We start from the raw sequence: 16,698 nt of genomic DNA, 5'->3' as shown, positions 1-16,698 counted from the left end.
AAAGCCGCAGGGACGCGGCAGGCAACGCGCGGGGAACGGGACGCGTCCTGAAGAGAACAGAAGACGGGACACGGGGAGTGCCTTCAGGTGGCCACTGCGGAGCCGAAACACGCAGACGACGCCGGTCCGGATCCGGGATCAGGCCCGCGAATACGCGTGCCCGCCCCGCAGGCCGACACTGAGCACGATGGTGCGACGGCGGCGCTCAAGCGTGCCGTCCTGACCCTCCGTGAACGGTTCCTGCGCCACCCCGTCCTGTCCGTCGCCGCCCTCTCCGGCGCCCTGCACATCGTGTGGTTCTTCACGTTCGCGAACAGCGGTGGCGACCTCGCGGCACAGGACGCCTGGGCCGAGTTCGTCGGCCGGCACCCGGACTCCGCGTACAACCTCGCCTGGTACGGCGGTATGCACCCGGTGTCGTACAGCGTGGTGTCGCCGTATCTGATGTCCGTCTTCGGCGTCCGTACGTCGATGATGATCGCGGGGACGATCTCGGCCGGCCTGCTGACGCTGATCCTGCTGCGCAGCCGGTCCGTGAAGAACCCGCTGTGGGCCGCGCTCGCGGGGGTGTTCGCGTTTCTGTGCAACGCCGCTTCGGGGCGGGTGACCTTCGGTCTTGGCACGGTGTTCGCGCTGGGCGCGGTCGCGGTGGTGTTCTGCTGGCCGTACCGCTGGCGCTACAAGCGCTGGGCGAAGGCGCTGTGCGCGGCCCCGCTGGCGGCGCTCGCCACGATGGCGTCGCCGGTCGCGGGACTGTTCGTCGGGCTGGTGGCCGTGGCCCTCTTCCTGCAGAAGCGCCGGCCGGGCGCCTGGGCGCTGGGGCTCGCGCCCGCGGCCGTGGTCGCCGTCTCCGCCTGGCTGTTCCCCTTCTCCGGCACCCAGCCGATGTCCGTCGGCTCGGCGTCGCTGCCGCTGCTGTACTCGGTGTTCGTCTACGCCGCCGTGCCGCGCGAGTGGAAGACCGTACGGATCACGGCCGCCGTGTACGGGCTCTCGGTCCTGCTGGTGTGGCTGATCAGCTCGCAGATCGGCTCCAACATCACCCGGCTGCCGATGCTGTTCGCGGGCGTGGCGCTGGTCGCCGCGCTGCCGTTCACCGTGCCGCGCACCCGCAAGTGGTACGCGCTCGTCGTGGTCACCGTCGGCTTCAACGCGTGGATCGGCTTCAAGTCCGTGGACGACGTCGTGAACACGACCCCGACCGCCTCCTGGGCCCGCGAGCTGGCGCCGCTCGTCAACGAACTCCAGGAGGTCGGCGCCGAGAAGGGCCGCGTCGAGGTGGTCCCGGCCAGCTCCCACCGCGAGGCCTCCGCGCTCGCCCCGTACGTCAACCTGGCCCGCGGCTGGAACCGCCAGGCCGACATGGGACGCAACCCCCTCTTCTACGACGACACGCTCAACTCCGCGAACTACTACGAGTGGCTCAGGCGCTGGGCCGTCCACTTCGTCGTGCTGCCCAAGGGCAAGGCGGACGGCGACGGCGGTGAGCGCGAGCGGGAGCTGGTCCAGCGCGGCATGCCGTATCTGAAGCAGATCTGGGGCGATGCCAACTGGCAGCTGTTCCGCGTCACCGATCCGACGCCGCTCGCCGAGCCCAACGCCGTCGTCGAGCGCACCGAGCAGACCGAGCTGACCATGAAGGTCACCGTGCCCGGCCGCATCCTCGTCCGCATCCCGTACTCGCCGTGGCTGAGCATCGTCGACGCCGAGGGCAAGAAGCTCGAGGCTCCGCAGGAGACGGAGGCCTCCAAGGACCGCCCCGACGGCGCCCCGAAGTCGTACGACAACGTCAACGGCTGCCTGATGGAGGCCGAGGAGGACCCGGACGGCGACAAGTGGACGGTCCTGCTGGCACCGAAGGCGGGAACCTACCGGCTGGGAGCGCCTTACGGGGTGCCGCGGGGGACGCCGTGTCCGGAGGAGCTGAGGTAGTCCACGCGTGACGGACCCGCGTGACGGACCCGCGTGACGGACCCACGTGACGGACCCACGTGACGGACCCGCGTAACGGAAGGACAACGAGGCGAACGCGGGCCGGGGGCCGGGCGTCACAGGTGTGTATCGCTCGTCATGCCCTGGGGGACCCATGCGAACACACCTGACACGGACCGTCGCGCTCGTCCTGTTCGCCGTCGTCGGTTGCGGCAGTGAGACGGCCGGTGGGGCCGGAGGCCACAGCCCGGCGCCGGACCCGGCACCGCACACGAAGGAGCGCGCCGGACAAGTCGCCGAGGCCTGGGACGGGTCTGCGGCCGCCGATGCGTACAGCAAGGGCTACTACCCGATGCAAGGCCCGGTCCAGCGGCCCGAGGGCGGCTGGCGCGACGCGGAGGACGAGGAGGCCTACGCCACCCAGAACTTCGCCCTGAGCGCCGAACTGCCCAAGACGCACAAGGGCGGCAAGGTGACATGGCAGAGCGGAGAGACGCTCACGCTGGACCTGATGGGCGCGCGGGAGGCGTACGAGACCCTGGCCCGCAACAGCGGCGAGGGACCGCGCCTCACCGTGACCGGGGCGGAGCTGGGCGAGATGACCCAGGCCACGAGCCGTGGTCCGGCGACCGTCCCGGCCTGGCTGTTCACGCTGGAGGGCTACGACACCCCGCTCAAACGGGTCGCCATCGGCCCGTCGAAGGTCCCGAAGCCGCCCATAGGTCCGGCCGCGCAGGGGGTCTCCGCTGATCTGTGGAATCTCGGCGGGGTGGTCGAGGTGGCCGGGAACGGCCGGTCGGTGACCGTCGTGGCCCACCATGGGGCCTGCGACGACGGGCCCGCCGTGGACGTACTCGAGACGGACGGCAGTGTGGTGCTGTCGGGGTACATGGTCGGGACGGACGACGGTCTGTGCCAGGACAGCCTGCACGCCCAGGAAAAGACGGTGGAGCTGGACCGGCCGGTGGGCGACCGAGTCCTGCTGGACGCGTTCACCGGCCGGCCGCTCGGCCCTGCGAGGCACTGAGCCCTCAGCGATCCTTCGCGTCCACCTTTACCGGAAACGCGATGTCGCACACCGGATCCTCCGCCCCCGCCGCATCCCAGTCGGCGAAGTACACCTCACGGCAGGGGCCCGCCTGTTCCAGCCCCTGGGCCGCGATCCACTCCTCCACCGCCTCGAACGCGGCGATGATCTGCGGGTAGGCCACCTGCGCCTTGGTGATCCGGGTGTAGGCGAACCGCGCTGCGGGGTCCACCCGGACCCTGGTCTCCCAGGCCCGCCCCTGTGCCTCGGCCCACGCCCGGGCCGCGGTCTCGTCGGCGACGGGGACGCAGGCCTCGGCGGGCCCGTCGCTCTCCATGGACACCTCGGAGTGGTACACGACGAACGGCGGCGCCGTGATGCCCCCGCACTCCCGTGAGGCCGCCTCCAGGCGCCCCAGCGAGGCGCCGATCCACGCCGGCAGTTCGTCCGCCAGCGTGTGCCTGGTCTCGGTGATCACCACCTGCGCCGGTACGTCGACCGTCTCGACCTCGAACTTCCCGTACATCTCGGAGCTCCTCCCCGACAGTCGTCCACGGAGGTACTCGGCGAGCGTCCGCTGCCCCGCCACCCGCGCCTCTACGTCCGCCCAGTACGCGGCGAGCAGTCGCGCGGCCTCGCCATCGTCGGCCGCCTCGACGATCTCGGCGATCCGGGCGAGCGGCATGTCCAGCTGCCGCAGCAGGGCCACGAGCCGGGCGCGCTCGGCCTGGTCGGCGCGGTAGTAGCGGTAGCCGCTGGCCTCGTCCACCTGGGCCGGGGTCAGCAGTCCGAGCCGGTCGTACAGCCGCAGGGCCTTGGCCGAGAGCCGGGCCTTGGCGGCGAACGCCCCGATGGTGAGCAGTTCGTCGTCCACCACGTCATCCTCCGTCACCGGGCGCCTTCCGCCCGGTGACAAGGACGCTCACCCTTGCCCCAAGGGCAAGGTCAAGAAGAGGGCGCTGCCGGAACCGTCGCTCAGGCCAGCTGCCCCTCCACCGCCGCAACGACCTCCGCCGACTCCGGCTCCGTCTGCGGTGAGAAGCGGGCTACGACCTCGCCGTCCCGGCCGATCAGGAACTTCTCGAAGTTCCAGCGGATGTCGCCGGTGTGGCCCTCGGCGTCGGCGAAGCCGGTGAGGCGCTCGTACAGCGCATGCCGGCCGTCACCGTTGACCTCGACCTTCTCGGTCATCGGGAAGGTCACGCCGTACGTCGCCGAGCAGAACTCGGCGATCTCCTCGGAGCTTCCGGGCTCCTGGCCCATGAACTGGTTGCAGGGCACGCCGAGCACGGTGAAGCCCTGCGCGGCGTAACGCTCCTGGAGCCGCTCCAGGCCCGCGTACTGCGGGGTCAGCCCGCACTTGGAGGCCACGTTCACGATGAGGACGGCCTTGCCCTTGTACTGGCCGAGGTCGGCCGCACCGCCCTGGAGCGCAGCGATGTCGACGTCGAGTACGGAATTGCCGGTGGTGTCAGTAGTCATGAGCGGATGCTAACCGCGACAGGTGTCGGCACCGTTCTGGGCCTCGACGAGAACCTCACCGGCCGCCGTCCGCGAGTACAGCACCGACCGGCCCGCCCTGCGCCGTTCCACCAGCCCCGCGTCCAGCAGGATCTTCACATGGCGGCCGACCGAGCCGAGGCCCTGGCCGGTCAGGACGACGAGCTGGGTCGTGCTCAGCGGGGAGTCGAGCAGGACCAGGAGCGCGGCCCGCGCGGTGCCGAGCAGCGCGCCGAGGCTCGCGGGCGGAGGTCTGTCCGATACGTCGGCCAGGGCGCCCCGGCACGGGTAGATCACCGCGTACCGGCGCTCGGGTTCCGCCCAGGACACCCAGCCCGCCTTCGGAGTCACCGGCACGAACACCAGCTCCGCGCCGGAGATCTCGCGGGGCGGATATTCGTGCAGGTTGACCTGGAACCGGCTGTCGCCGAGCCAGCGTGTCCCGGGCCGCAGCCCGTCCAGTACGGCTGCCCAGCCGCCCCGGCTCACCTGGGCGAGCCGGGCGATCACGTCGGCCTCCAGGATGCGCCGGCGCCGGTGCCAGTACGGCCGTACGGTCTCGGTCCAGACGTAGGACAGGAGGTCGGCCGCGCGGTCGGGGAGGTCGTCGCGGTCGAGGGCGGTGGGGAGGGGACCAGCGAGGGAGATCTTCAGGTGCGCGCGGGCGTCCTCCGGGCGGGCCGCGCGGACGCGGGCGAGGCCCTCCTCGAAGGTCTCGCCGTCGCGTGGAGTGGGGGTGAGGAAGTCGGCGATCCAGCTGCGGCCGAGTCCGGAGCGGATGAGGAGTGCGGTGACGGGGTCCGTGTCCAAGTGCTGCTGGTAGGCGGGGAGATGGGCTTCCAGCCAGGCACGTTCGCCGGGGTGCGCGGCCGTGCCCGCGTGCAGCAGCTTCAGGCTCGCGAAGGTCTCGGCGAGCGGGGAGAGGACGAAGCGGCTGCGGGCGAGGGTGTCGGCGTTGATCTGCCACCAGCCCATGGAGTGCGCCACCTTTCGCGTCTGCGCGAAACAATAACTCCCGCGGCCGCGGGCACCCGAGACTCCGCGCATGACCAAACGCGTGACCAACGGCGCGACCTACGGCTACAAGTCCCTGTTCCGGACACCGGAGTTCACCCCGCTCTTCCTCACCTCCGCGGCGAGCGTCGCCGCGCAGACGATGGCCGGGCTGGCGCTCGGCACGCTCGTCTACCGGGCGACGGCGTCACCGCTGCTGTCGGCGGTGAGCATGTTCGGTCCGTCGCTAGCACAGATGGTGGGCGCGACGCTGCTGATGTCGGGCGCGGACCGGCTGCCGCCGAGGGCGACGCTTGCGGGTATCTCGGTCGCCTTCGCGGCCGCTACAGCGGTGCTGGCCGCGCCCGGACTGCCGATCTGGGCGGTCTTCGTCGTCGTCCTGGCGCAGGGGCTGGTCGCGTCGCTCGGCGGGGGAGTGCGGTGGGGGCTGCTGAACGAGGTGGTGGCCAAGGGCGGGTTCATGCTGGGGCGTTCGGTCTTCAACATGATGAGCGGGCTCGTGCAGATCACCGGATACGCGGTGGGCGGCGCGCTGCTGGCGGTCCTGTCCCCGGGCAGGGTCCTGCTGCTCGCGGCGGTGCTGCACATCACGGCCGCGCTCGGCCTCCGGCTCGGCCTGACGGCCCGCCCGCCGCGCGCGTCGGGCCGCCCGTCGGTGACGGCGACCTGGCGAGCGAACGCCCTGCTGTGGTCCTCCCGCCCACGCCGGTACGTCTTTCTCGCCCTCTGGATCCCCAACGGCCTGGTGGTCGGCTGTGAGTCGCTGTACGTCTCCTACGCCCCCGCCGACGCGGGCACGCTGTTCGCCTGTGCGGCGCTGGGGATGTTCGTCGGAGACGTGACGGTGGGCCGGTTGCTGCCGCGGAGGGTGCGCGGACGGCTCGGCGTACCGCTGCTGGTGCTATTGGCCGCCCCGTACACGGTCTTCGTCCTGCACCCGGCGCTCCCGCTCGCCGCCGCGGCGACCGCCGTCGCCTCGGTGGGCTTCGGCGCGAGCCTGGTCCAGCAGGAACGCCTGATGTCCCTCACCCCGGACGAACTGGCGGGCCACGCCCTGGGGTTGCACTCGGCGGGGATGCTCACGATGCAGGGCGTGAGCGCGGCCCTGGCGGGGTCAGTGGCCCAACTGACCTCGCCCGCCGCCGCGATGACAGTCATGGCGGTGGCGTCGCTCGGCGTGACGGGGGCGCTGAGCGTCCGCGGGCCTGTAAGGGCCCGCAAGGGCCCGTAAGGGGCGCGGGGAACTGCGCGACCAGCCCCCACCGGCCCGCAGGTCGCCACCGCTCCCAGCGGAGCGCTACGGCTTACGCCCCACCCCGCAGTAGGCGTCGACGGCGACCGGGTCGCCGTATTCCGGGCGCCACTCGGTGACCTGGACGACGCCGGGCTCCACGAGTTCGAGGCCGTCGAAGTAGCCGGCGATCTCCTCGATGCTGCGTACGTGGTACGGCACCGCGCCGCTCGCGTTGTAGGCCTCCGACGCGGCGATCATGCCCTCGCTGGTGGCGGTGCTGTCGCTGATCACGAGGTAGCTGCCTGGGGGCAGGCCCGCCATGAGCTCACGCACCAGCCCGCGCGCGTGCTCGTACTCGGCGACGTGGCCGAGGGTGTTGAGGATCATCAGGGCGACCGGCTGAGAGAAGTCGAGGGTGCTGGTGGCGGCTTCCAGGATGCCCTTCGGGTCGTACAGGTCGGCGTCGAGGTACGCGGTCCTGCCCTCGGGTGTGCTCGTGAGCAGGGCGTTGGCGTGGGTCAGCACGATCGGGTCGTTGTCGACGTACACGATCCGGGCGTCCGGTGCCACGCGCTGGGCCACCTCGTGAGTGTTGTCGGCGGTCGGCAGTCCGGTGCCGACGTCCAGGAACTGTCGTATGCCCTGCTCACCGGCGAGGTGGCGGACGGCACGCCCCAGGAAGTGCCGGCTGGTGACCGCCACGTCGACCAGGCCGGGGAAGATCTCCTTGATGTGGTCCCCGATCTCGCGGTCGACCGGGTAGTGGTCCTTGCCGCCGACGAAGTAGTTCCAGAAGCGGGCCGAGTGCGGCTTGGTCGTGGGGTCCGACGACACGGGAGACCCTCCTCCTCGGGAGTGCGGGTGATCGGTGCAGTGATCGAGTCACCAACTTAGGTCAACTCGGCGCGCATGCGAGGGTGTTCGAGAAAGCGCTTGCACACTGTCTTGACGTGTCCCTGCCCTCGTGGGTTTATGGGAGCGCTCCCACGTTTCTGTCGATGCTCGCGTCGCTCACGCTCATTCATTCCTCTGGAGCCTCTGGAGTCGCAGTGAGAACTACGAGAAGCAGCACGAAGAGCGCAAAGAGTCCCGTCACCGCGTTACTCACCCTCCTGATGGGGCTGGTCGTCCTCGGCGCCCTGGCCGCGGTCCCCGCCCACGCGGAGCCGCCCCGCGCCCGTGCCGCCGGCCTCCACATCAGCGACGGCCGTCTGCTCGAAGGCAACGGCAACGACTTCGTCATACGCGGGGTGAACCACGCCCACACCTGGTACCCCGGCGAGACGCAGTCCCTGGCGGACATCAAGGCGTTCGGCGCCAACACCGTCCGGGTCGTCCTCTCCAACGGCCACCGCTGGACGCGCAACAGCGCCGAGGACGTGGCCGCGGTCGTCGCCGACTGCAAGGCCAACCGGCTGATCTGCGTGCTGGAGGTGCACGACACCACCGGCTACGGCGAGGAGGCCGCGGCCGCCACGCTGGACTCGGCGGCCGACTACTGGATCGGCCTCAAGGACGTCCTGGCCGACCAGGAGAACTACGTCATCGTCAACATCGGCAACGAGCCCTGGGGCAACACGAATCCCGCCGGCTGGACCGCGCCGACCGTCGCCGCCGTACAGAAGCTGCGCGCCGCCGGATTCGAGCACACGATCATGGTGGACGCGCCCAACTGGGGCCAGGACTGGCAGGGCGTGATGCGGGCGAACGCCCGGACCGTGTACGACGCCGACCCCACCGGCAACCTGATCTTCTCCATCCACATGTACAGCGTCTTCGACACGGCACAGGAGATCACCGACTACCTGAACGCCTTCGTGACGGCCCGACTTCCCATCCTGATAGGCGAGTTCGGCGGTCCTCCCGACCAGTACGGCGACCCCGACGAGGACACGATGATGGCGGCGGCCGAGCAGCTCGACCTCGGCTACCTGGCCTGGTCCTGGAGCGGCAACACCGACCCGATCCTCGACCTGGCGATCGACTTCGACCCGGGCCGGCTCAGCTCCTGGGGCCAGCGCATCTTCAACGGTCCGAACGGCATCGTCCAGACGTCGAAGGAGGCCACGATCTTCGGCGGCACGGGGGCGGACACCCAGGCCCCGACGGCCCCCGGCACCCCGACGGCGTCCTCCGTGACCGCCACGTCGGCCACCCTCACCTGGCCCGCAGCCACGGACAACGTCGCCGTCACCGCGTACGACGTCGTCCGGGCCCAGGGGACGTCCGATCTGCCGGTCGCCGCTTCGAGTACGAACACCGTCACCCTCACCGACCTCACCCCCGACACGACGTACACCTTCGCCGTCCACGCCCGCGACGCCGCCGGCAACCGCTCGGCACGCTCGGCGACGGTGAGCGTCACGACGGACGAGGCGGCGGGGGTGGGCTGCTCGGTGGGCTACCGGGCGGTGCACGAGTGGCCGGGCGGCTTCCAGGGCGAGCTCGTGATCCGCAACACCGGCACGACGCCACTGAGCGGGTGGAGCCTGGCCTTCACGTTCGCTGACGGGCAGACCGTCGCCAACATGTGGGGCGGGACGGCGACCCAGAACGCGGGCGCGGTGACGGTGTCGCCCGCGTCGTACACGTCCACCATCCCGGCGGCGGGCTCGGTGACGGTCGGGTTCACGGGGAGCAAGGGGGCCACGAACACGGCGCCGACGTCCTTCAGGCTCAACGGGGCGGTCTGCGCGAGCGCGTGAACTGTGGGGCCGGTGTCTACTCGTCGTCCCCGACACGCACGACCGCCAGCGTGATGTTGTCGGGGCCGCCGGCCTCGATCGCGGCCTTCCACAGTTCGAACGCGGCCCGTCCGTCGTCGTGTTCGCGCATCACCTTGTCGAGGATGTCGGTCGGTACGGGGTCGGTCAGGCCGTCCGTGCAGATGAGGTAGCGGTCGCCGGGGGACAGGGGCAGGGACGTCAGATGGGGGCGGATGGTGCGGTAGGTCGGGCTGCCGCCCAGGCACTGGGTGACGAGGGAGGTGGTGCGCTGCCCGGGTTCGAGTGGGCCGCTGTCGTCGACGCTCACCTGACGCAGCCCGTCGGGGGAGGCGGCGAAGACGCGGCTGTCGCCCACGTTGAACACGAGCAGCGCATCGGGCTGGACGACGGCGCCGGCCACCGTCGTTCCCATCGTGGCGAGTTCGCCGCCCTCGTCGCCGCCGGCCGCTTCGTACACGGCGCGGTTGCAGGTGCTCAGGGCGCTGCGTACGGCGTCCTCGTCGCTCAGTGCCGCGCCGACCGCCGCGAGTTGGCGTACGACCAAGGCGCTGGCCACCTCACCGCCGGGATGCCCGCCGAGTCCGTCGGCGACGGCGACGACGAGCGGTGTGCCCAGCGGGAAGGCCAGGGTCTGCGGGTTCTCGGTGACGGTGGCGCACAGGGTCCACGGGCCGACGACGAGACTGTCCTCGTTGCGGTCCCTGAGCAGCCCCGGATGACTCAGCGCACTCACGGCGACGTACGGCATACGACACCGTCACCGCCCACCGCGTCCACCGCTGTCCTGTCGCTCCTGTCGCTCACTGCTCCCTTTCCACGTACTCCTTGAAGGACTCCAGATCACCGCGGACGAGCCGCTCGATCGCGTTGGCCTGCGCGAATCCCTTCGGTCCGCCGAAGATCTCCCTGATGGTGCCGGGGTCGTACTCCAGTCGCGCCTGGACCCGGGTGTGGTTCTGGTCGATCGGCTGCAGCGAGAAGGAACCTGTCAGCTCCGCGGCACCCGTGGTGTGCCACTCCATCACACGTTCGTCGCCGTGGTCGGAGACTTCGGCCGCCAACTCCCGGGCGCGTCCGCCGGCTTCGACGTCCAGATGTGCCCGCCCCTGCGCCTCCGGACGGGCGCCCCGCACTCCCGCCACGAAGCGCGGATAGTCCTCCACCCGGTGCAGTCTGTCCCAGGCCCTGTCCACCGGGACTCCGACATCGATGTGCTCTTCGAGGGTGCTCATGGCCCACCTCCGGGTTCGGCTCATGACGCACGGTCCTGTGTGTCCTGTGTGTCCTGTGCCTCCAGTGTGCGCCCGGCTTGGGGCCGTCCGGGTGCTTCCTCGCCGGCTCGCGGATCACGGCGCGTCGCTGGTTTCTGTCACCATTTTTCATATTAACCTCCCGTAACTGTAGGAAGTCGATCTGTCGCGGATCGCACACACCAGCACCACACCTCACTTCCGGAGATGACATGCACAAGCTTCACAAGGCTGCCGTCGTGGTCGTCGCTCTCGGCAGCGTCGGGATCCTGAGCGCCGGCACCGCCACCGCCAACGACGGGCACGGCGGCAAGAGCGTCATGCAGAGCTCGCACTGCAAGTCGCACGACCTGAACGTCGACGTCCTCGGCCAGGTCGGCATCCTCAACGGCGTCCTGGGCAACGCGCTCAACGGCGAGGGCAAGGCGGGCAGCCAGGACACCCACGTGGGCTCGACGATGGGCTGCAACAACAGCGCCTTCTAAGGCCGCGCCTCTTCGGTGAGTACGGGGCACGCGAAGCCCAGGGGCCCGATCCGCTTTCTGGATCGGGCCCCTCAGCCGTGCCGCGCCCAGGGCCGCGCGCCGTGGTCAGCGCTACCCCGGATCTGGATCCGCGGGCATACGTTGTGGCGTGGACGAGGTGAGGGGGGAGGCGACCGCGGACAGCCCGCCGGTGAACGCCCCGACGGCGAGCGCGGCGATGGTGTCCGGCCCTACGGCGGCACCGTCCCCGCCGACGCCGTTGCAGCTCGCGTGCCGCGTGCGGGATCGCCTCCCGGCGCTCCCGCGGCTCCAGCCGCCGTCGCGTCGCGGCGCCCGGCTCCCGTGCCGGGGCGGCCGTCGTCCCCTCGCCTCCGTGCCCGCCCCGGTTTCCACTGTGTGGCATTCGCCCGAACCCGTTCTGCGTCCGCCAAGGCTGTCGCTAGGGTCCTGAACGCAGGCTATTGAACGCGTGTTCAACCGCGAAGGCGAGCCGAGTGCCGATGAGTACCGCACCCCTCCACACCGCCCCCGTCCAGACCATCTGGTGGCAGTTGCACCCCCTGACCTTCCTCGGCGCCGAACCGCGGGCGCTCCCCGCCGACGCCCCCTGCGCGCACCGGCTCGGCAGGCTCGAACCGTGGCTCGACTACCTGGTCGAACTCGGCTGCGACGGACTGGCGCTGGGCCCGGTCTTCGCCTCCTCCACCCACGGCTACGACACGGTCGACCACTTCCGCGTCGACCCGCGCCTGGGCACCGACGAGGACTTCGACCGGCTCGTCGCCGCCTGCCGGCAGCGCGGGGTGAAGCTGCTGCTGGACGGTGTCTTCAACCACGTGAGCCGGGACTTCGGCCCCTTCCGGGACGTACGGGAACACGGCGCCGCGTCCGCCTACGCCTCCTGGTTCCGGATCGACTGGTCGGCCGACGGCCCGGACGGCTTCGGCTACGCCGACTTCGAGGGCCACCGCCACCTGGTGGCCCTCGACCACGCCGAGCCCGCCGTCCAGGACCACGTCCGCCGGGTGATGGACCACTGGCTGCGGCGCGGCGCGCACGGCTGGCGCCTCGACGCCGCCTACGCCGTGCCGTCGTCCTTCTGGCGGGAGGTCATCGGCCCCGTGCGCGCGGACCATCCGGACGCGTGGTTCCTCGGCGAGGTGATCCACGGCGACTACACCGCGGCCGTACGCGACGGCGGGCTCGACTCGGTGACGCAGTACGAGCTGTGGAAGGCCCTGTGGAGCTCCCTCAACGACCACAACTTCTTCGAACTGGCCTGGACGCTGGACCGGCACAACGGCCTCGCCGCGCGCTTCCAGCCGCTCACCTTCGTCGGCAACCACGACGTCACCCGCATGGCCAGCAGGCTCGACGACCCGCGCCACCTCGCCCATGCCCTGGCCGTGCTGTTCACCGTCGCCGGGACGCCCAGCGTCTACGCGGGTGACGAACAGGCCTTCCGCGGCGTCAAGTACGAGCGGGAGGACGGCGACGCGGAGATCCGGCCGGCGTTCCCCGACAGCCCCTCCGGGCTCGCGCCCCACGGCCGGCCCGTGTACCGGCTGCACCAGAAACTGATCGGGCTGCGGCGGCGCCACCCCTGGCTGGTCCGGGCCCGTACCGAGGTGCTGCACCTGGACAACCAGGCATTCGCCTACCGGACCGTCGACCCCGAGAGCGGCGCGCAACTCGCCGTGCTGCTCAACATCTCCGACTCCCCGGTGGACTTCCCGTCCGTCGACGCCTCCGCCGAACGACTGCTCGCCGGCGCCCCGTACGACGACGCTGCCGACGCCGGCCCGACGCACCGGGTCGCCCCGCACGCCTGGGCCGTACTCGAACTCCAGTCGTCAGGCGACCTCCGCACTCACTGAAGGGGAACAAAGTGATAACAGCAGGCAACGGGAAGGGGGCTGGTGAGGTCTAGTCCGCCATGAAGATCTCTTTCCTGATCCACAACGCCTACGGCATCGGAGGCACGATCACCACGACCTTCAATCTGGCCCAGGCGCTGGCCGCGCGGCACGATGTGGAGGTCGTCTCGGTGTTGCGGCACAGGGAGCGTCCGAACTTCGCCCTGGACCCGAGGGTTTCCCTGCGGCCGCTGGTGGACTTGCGGGAGGAGAAGGAACATCCACTTCATCTGAGACCCGCGAGAGTGTTCCCGGTCTCCGAGTACCGCTATGGGCAGTACAGCGAGTTGACCGATCAGCGGATCGGTGAGTGGCTGAACGCGACCGACGCCGACGTGGTCATCGGCACTCGACCGGGGCTCAACGTACATCTCGCGTCGCAGGCCCCGCACCATGTCATCCGCGTCGGGCAGGAGCACCTCACGCTCGACAACCACTCACCGCGGCTGCGCACCGCGTTGCGCCGGGCCTACCGCCGGCTCGATGTGCTCACCACGGTCACGGAGGCGGACGCTGCCGCGTACCGGCGCAAGATGCGGTTGCCGGGCGTCAGAGTGGAGGTGCTTCCCAACAGTGTTCCCGATCCGGTGCTGCCTGCCGCGGACGGCACCGCGAAAGTGGTGGTCGCGGCCGGGCGGCTGGTTCCGGTGAAGCGTTACGACCTGCTCGTCGAGGCGTTCGCCCGGGTCGCCGCCGAGCACCCGGACTGGCAGCTGCGGATCTACGGAAAGGGGGAGGAGCAGGCCCGGCTGCGGCAGCTCATCCAGAGCCTGGGCCTGTACGACAACGTCTTTCTGATGGGTGCGGCCGCACCCATGGAGGCGGAGTGGGTCAAGGGCTCGATCGGCGCGGCCGCGTCCAACTTCGAGCCGTTCGGCATGACCCTCGTCGAGGCGATGCGCTGCGGACTGCCCGTGGTGAGCACCGACTGCCCGCACGGACCCGGCGAGATCATCAAGGACGGGGTCGACGGTCGGCTGGTGCCGGTCGGGGACCGCGACGCGCTGGGCGACGCTCTGCTGGAACTCGTCGGTGACGACGAGCGGCGCCGCCGGATGGGCCGTACGGCCATGGAGAACGCGCGACGCTTCGCCCCGGCCCCCGTCGTGGAGCAGGCCGAGCGCCTGATCGGCGAGGCGATATCGGCGAGAAGGGCCGGGCGGCCGGTCGCACAGGAACCCGGCCGGATACATCGCGCCCTGATCAGCCGGGGCTTCGGCGCGCGCGACGCCGCCCATGCCGCGGCCGGCAGTGCGCTGCGCACGGTACGGAGGGGACGGCGATGAACAGCGAACCGGGCACGACACAGGACGCACAGCTCCGTGTCGACTGCACGGCCGACGCGGATGGCCGAATCACCTTTCACCTTCCACCACTTGGGGAAGCAGACTCCCGGTCGGCCCGGTCGGCCCAGTTGCTGCTGCGGCTGCGTCCCAAGAAGGGACAGCCCGAGGACACTCTTCATGTCCTCGATGTCGAAGCGGTTGACGGCGGCGACGGCGGCGGCCGTCGCGCCATCCTGGAGTCGCGGCCCTCTCTCGCCGAGGGACGGTGGGACGTGTACCTGCTCCCCGAACCGGGAGCGCCGCGACAGCGGCTCCGCCCCGGTCTGCGGGACCTGCGAGCCCTCGTCGACGGACACACCCGTGACTGGCCGTCGCCGGTGGCGGTGCGGGTTCCGTACACCACCAAGGATGGCTATCTCGCGGTACGGGCCTGGCTGCGCACCGCCCATGCCGAGGTCGAGGGCATCGAGGTGACGGACCGGTCGATGACGGTCAGGGGGCGGCTGCATGGCGCCACGCTCTCCGCGGGAGCCGTCGTACGTCTGCGTGCCAGGGGTCCCAAGGGCGCTGTACGGACCCGGGAACCCCAGGTCGAGAGCGCCGGCCGGCGCTTCTCCTTCACCGTGGACCACGAAGAGTTGGCCGCCGACGCCATCGGAACCCGCGTCTGGGACATCAGCGTTCAGGCTGGACCTGCGGAGGGATCCCCTCCCATCCGTGTCGGTCGCCTGCTCGACGACGTGGCGGACCGCAAGGAGATCTACGTGTATCCGTCGGCCACGGTCGGCGGTGCCGCCGTGCGTCCCTACTACACGGTCGACAACGACCTCTCCGTGGAGGTGACAGCCGCCGGGTGACCGCGCCGCTACTTGCCGAGGACGAGGGTGTTGTTGCACCCCAGGCGTGAGCCGATGTCGGTGGTTTGCGGGCCGGGTGAGACCTTGCCGTTGGACCAGTTGCCGTACACGGACTGGCCCTGTACGTCGGTGTTCCTGTCGGTCGTACTGCATGAGGTGCTCTGGGTGATGACGATCGTCTTGCTCACCCCGCCGCGGTGCTTGTGCCCTTTCCCTTTCCCGTGCCCCTTCCCGTGTTCCTTCCTGTGCCCTTTCTCGTGCCCGTCCCCGTGGGCGTAGGCGGTGCCGGCGCCGAGAAAGCCGACGGTGCCGAGGAGGACGGTAACGACAGCCGTCTTGAGAGTTTTGCGCATGTCTTCTCCGAGCGTTGAAGCGGACGCGTATGCGATCCACCACGTCATAAGATGGCGAGAGGTTAATAGGTAAATGTCCGATATTGACTCGTCGGCACGCCGGATCGTCTGATCAACGAGCGCGGGCGTCGGCTCGGCGGCCGGCTGAAGTTCCCTGTGCCGTCAAGGCATTACGACGCCGAGCGCGGCGTAGGCGCTCCGCGCCGAACCACCCGTGTGGCCGCGCCGCGAGCGCGCGTCCGCCTAGAGGCGCGGCACGTGGTCCACCCACGCCATGTCGGCGGTCGCGATGAGCGACTGGCCGGCCACGACCCCGGGGGTCACACCTGTGAACGCCACGACGTCCCGGTGCAGATGCGACTGGTCGGCGTAGCCGCAGTCGGCCGCGACCCTGGCCGCCTCCTGGCCCCCGGCCAGTCGGGTGGCGGCCCAGTCGTAGCGGACGAGCTTCACGGCGCGCTTGGGCGGCAGGCCGAGCTGGGCGTGGAAGCGGGACCACAGGCGCTTGCGGCTCCAGCCCAGCTCGTCGGCCAACTCCTCGACCCGCACCTGGCCGTGCCCGGCGACCATACGGTCCCAGGCCCAGGCCAGCTCCGGCTCGATGGCGGGCCCCGCGGCGGTCAGCCGGGCGAGGGACGCTTCGACGAGTGCGAAACGTTCCTCCCACGAGGCGGCCTGGGCCAGCTGCTCGCGCAGCCGGGCCGCCCGCCGCTCTCCCCACAGGTCGTCCAGGGCCACCACGGAGCTCTCCAGCTCAGCAGGGTCCACGCCCAGCACGGCGCGCGCGATGGCGGGGGACAGGCGCACCTGCATCCACTCGACGTTCGCGGCCCGCACCCGCGCCGCACCGCCGACGCCGAACCCGAGCCCGGTGACAAGGCTGCCGCGATGCTGCCGCCCCGTCGACTCGTCGATGCCGAGCGCCGCCTCGCCGCAGGCCAGCGCCAGCGTCAGCACGGGGTGCGGGTCGAGCCGGTGGTCGACCGGAGCCGGGCCGCGGTCGCGGAATCCCGACAGAACGACGCCGGGTACGCGGCTGGGCCGGGCCGGGCGCGTGACCTGCCACACGGGGGCAACGACGCGGCGGCGCACGGCAGTTGACATACGTCCATGCTACG

General features: G+C 70.7%; 16 protein-coding genes. 8 read left to right on the top strand and 8 right to left on the bottom strand.

The genetic code is table 11. The features are described from left to right. Nucleotides 1-87: 87 nt before the first annotated feature. Both KCH48_RS36855 and KCH48_RS36850 read left to right on the top strand, forming a co-directional pair. Entirely contained in the window at nt 88-1,932 is a 1,845-nt protein-coding gene (locus KCH48_RS36855) for an MFS transporter (RefSeq protein WP_210581549.1), read from the top strand. A gap of 154 nt (nt 1,933-2,086) precedes the next feature. Continuing rightward, nucleotides 2,087-2,959 (top strand): hypothetical protein, encoded by an 873-nt coding sequence (locus KCH48_RS36850; RefSeq protein ID WP_210581547.1) that lies wholly within the window; start codon nt 2,087-2,089, stop codon nt 2,957-2,959. Between the two features lie 4 nt (nt 2,960-2,963). Here KCH48_RS36850 and KCH48_RS36845 read toward each other — a convergent pair whose 3' ends face one another. The 3 genes from KCH48_RS36845 to KCH48_RS36835 all read right to left on the bottom strand — a co-directional run bounded on the left by KCH48_RS36845 (nt 2,964) and on the right by KCH48_RS36835 (nt 5,434). Beyond that, a complete protein-coding gene (locus tag KCH48_RS36845) occupies nt 2,964-3,851 on the bottom strand; it encodes a MerR family transcriptional regulator (RefSeq protein ID WP_210581545.1) in 888 nt (295 codons plus the stop codon). 83 nt (nt 3,852-3,934) lie between these two features. Further along, the gene (locus KCH48_RS36840; RefSeq protein ID WP_210581544.1) at nt 3,935-4,441 is read right to left on the bottom strand and encodes a glutathione peroxidase; all 507 of its coding nucleotides are present in this window, start codon (nt 4,439-4,441) and stop codon (nt 3,935-3,937) included. A gap of 9 nt (nt 4,442-4,450) precedes the next feature. After that, nucleotides 4,451-5,434 (bottom strand): winged helix-turn-helix domain-containing protein, encoded by a 984-nt coding sequence (locus KCH48_RS36835; RefSeq protein WP_210581542.1) that lies wholly within the window; start codon nt 5,432-5,434, stop codon nt 4,451-4,453. Nucleotides 5,435-5,504: 70 nt separating this feature from the next. Here KCH48_RS36835 and KCH48_RS36830 point away from each other — a divergent pair, with 70 nt between their 5' ends. Next, on the top strand, nt 5,505-6,704 hold the full coding sequence (locus KCH48_RS36830; protein ID WP_210581540.1) for an MFS transporter: 1,200 nt from the start codon (nt 5,505-5,507) through the stop codon (nt 6,702-6,704). A 66-nt stretch (nt 6,705-6,770) separates the two neighbouring features. Here KCH48_RS36830 and KCH48_RS36825 read toward each other — a convergent pair whose 3' ends face one another. After that, nucleotides 6,771-7,541: an SAM-dependent methyltransferase gene (locus KCH48_RS36825; RefSeq protein WP_210581538.1), complete on the bottom strand. Its 771-nt coding sequence runs from the start codon at nt 7,539-7,541 to the stop codon at nt 6,771-6,773. Nucleotides 7,542-7,756: 215 nt separating this feature from the next. Here KCH48_RS36825 and KCH48_RS36820 point away from each other — a divergent pair, with 215 nt between their 5' ends. Next, nucleotides 7,757-9,412, top strand: a complete 1,656-nt coding sequence (locus tag KCH48_RS36820) for a cellulase family glycosylhydrolase (RefSeq protein WP_307841051.1) — start codon at nt 7,757-7,759, stop codon at nt 9,410-9,412. Nucleotides 9,413-9,428: 16 nt separating this feature from the next. Here KCH48_RS36820 and KCH48_RS36815 read toward each other — a convergent pair whose 3' ends face one another. Both KCH48_RS36815 and KCH48_RS36810 read right to left on the bottom strand, forming a co-directional pair. After that, nucleotides 9,429-10,181 (bottom strand): PP2C family serine/threonine-protein phosphatase, encoded by a 753-nt coding sequence (locus KCH48_RS36815; RefSeq protein ID WP_210581535.1) that lies wholly within the window; start codon nt 10,179-10,181, stop codon nt 9,429-9,431. A 52-nt stretch (nt 10,182-10,233) separates the two neighbouring features. Beyond that, nucleotides 10,234-10,665, bottom strand: coding sequence for an SRPBCC family protein (locus tag KCH48_RS36810; RefSeq protein WP_210581532.1), 432 nt, complete (start codon nt 10,663-10,665; stop codon nt 10,234-10,236). A gap of 230 nt (nt 10,666-10,895) precedes the next feature. Here KCH48_RS36810 and KCH48_RS36805 point away from each other — a divergent pair, with 230 nt between their 5' ends. The 4 genes from KCH48_RS36805 (at nt 10,896) to KCH48_RS36790 (ending at nt 15,227) form a co-directional block, all read left to right on the top strand. Beyond that, nucleotides 10,896-11,168: a hypothetical protein gene (locus KCH48_RS36805; RefSeq protein WP_210581531.1), complete on the top strand. Its 273-nt coding sequence runs from the start codon at nt 10,896-10,898 to the stop codon at nt 11,166-11,168. Nucleotides 11,169-11,668: 500 nt separating this feature from the next. Then, nucleotides 11,669-13,045, top strand: a complete 1,377-nt coding sequence (locus KCH48_RS36800) for an alpha-amylase family glycosyl hydrolase (RefSeq protein WP_210581529.1) — start codon at nt 11,669-11,671, stop codon at nt 13,043-13,045. A 59-nt stretch (nt 13,046-13,104) separates the two neighbouring features. Next, entirely contained in the window at nt 13,105-14,370 is a 1,266-nt protein-coding gene (locus tag KCH48_RS36795; RefSeq protein ID WP_210581527.1) for a glycosyltransferase family 4 protein, read from the top strand. After that, nucleotides 14,367-15,227, top strand: coding sequence for a transferase (locus KCH48_RS36790; protein ID WP_210581525.1), 861 nt, complete (start codon nt 14,367-14,369; stop codon nt 15,225-15,227). Before KCH48_RS36795 ends, KCH48_RS36790 begins: the two co-directional genes overlap by 4 nt. Nucleotides 15,228-15,235: 8 nt before the next feature. On the opposite strand, the gene KCH48_RS36785 is transcribed toward KCH48_RS36790, so the two are convergent. Beyond that, complete coding sequence (locus tag KCH48_RS36785; protein ID WP_210581523.1) at nt 15,236-15,580, bottom strand: hypothetical protein; 345 nt, start codon at nt 15,578-15,580, stop codon at nt 15,236-15,238. A gap of 243 nt (nt 15,581-15,823) precedes the next feature. Beyond that, entirely contained in the window at nt 15,824-16,684 is an 861-nt protein-coding gene (locus KCH48_RS36780) for an AraC family transcriptional regulator (protein WP_210581521.1), read from the bottom strand. Nucleotides 16,685-16,698: the final 14 nt, after the last annotated feature.

It is taken from the genome of Streptomyces sp. GESEQ-4 (assembly GCF_017948455.1).
Classification (GTDB): Bacteria; Actinomycetota; Actinomycetes; order Streptomycetales; family Streptomycetaceae; genus Streptomyces.
This window is presented reverse-complemented; position numbering and strand designations above follow the sequence as displayed.

Coding starts and splice junctions, on each gene's coding strand:
- KCH48_RS36850 (WP_210581547.1), top strand. CDS start 2,087: ATGCGAACACACCTGACACGGACCGTCGCGCTCGTCCTGTTCGCCGTC.
- KCH48_RS36840 (WP_210581544.1), bottom strand. CDS start 4,441: ATGACTACTGACACCACCGGCAATTCCGTACTCGACGTCGACATCGCT.
- KCH48_RS36835 (WP_210581542.1), bottom strand. CDS start 5,434: ATGGGCTGGTGGCAGATCAACGCCGACACCCTCGCCCGCAGCCGCTTC.
- KCH48_RS36830 (WP_210581540.1), top strand. CDS start 5,505: ATGACCAAACGCGTGACCAACGGCGCGACCTACGGCTACAAGTCCCTG.
- KCH48_RS36815 (WP_210581535.1), bottom strand. CDS start 10,181: ATGCCGTACGTCGCCGTGAGTGCGCTGAGTCATCCGGGGCTGCTCAGG.
- KCH48_RS36810 (WP_210581532.1), bottom strand. CDS start 10,665: ATGAGCACCCTCGAAGAGCACATCGATGTCGGAGTCCCGGTGGACAGG.
- KCH48_RS36805 (WP_210581531.1), top strand. CDS start 10,896: ATGCACAAGCTTCACAAGGCTGCCGTCGTGGTCGTCGCTCTCGGCAGC.
- KCH48_RS36800 (WP_210581529.1), top strand. CDS start 11,669: ATGAGTACCGCACCCCTCCACACCGCCCCCGTCCAGACCATCTGGTGG.
- KCH48_RS36795 (WP_210581527.1), top strand. CDS start 13,105: ATGAAGATCTCTTTCCTGATCCACAACGCCTACGGCATCGGAGGCACG.
- KCH48_RS36790 (WP_210581525.1), top strand. CDS start 14,367: ATGAACAGCGAACCGGGCACGACACAGGACGCACAGCTCCGTGTCGAC.
- KCH48_RS36785 (WP_210581523.1), bottom strand. CDS start 15,580: ATGCGCAAAACTCTCAAGACGGCTGTCGTTACCGTCCTCCTCGGCACC.
- KCH48_RS36780 (WP_210581521.1), bottom strand. CDS start 16,684: ATGTCAACTGCCGTGCGCCGCCGCGTCGTTGCCCCCGTGTGGCAGGTC.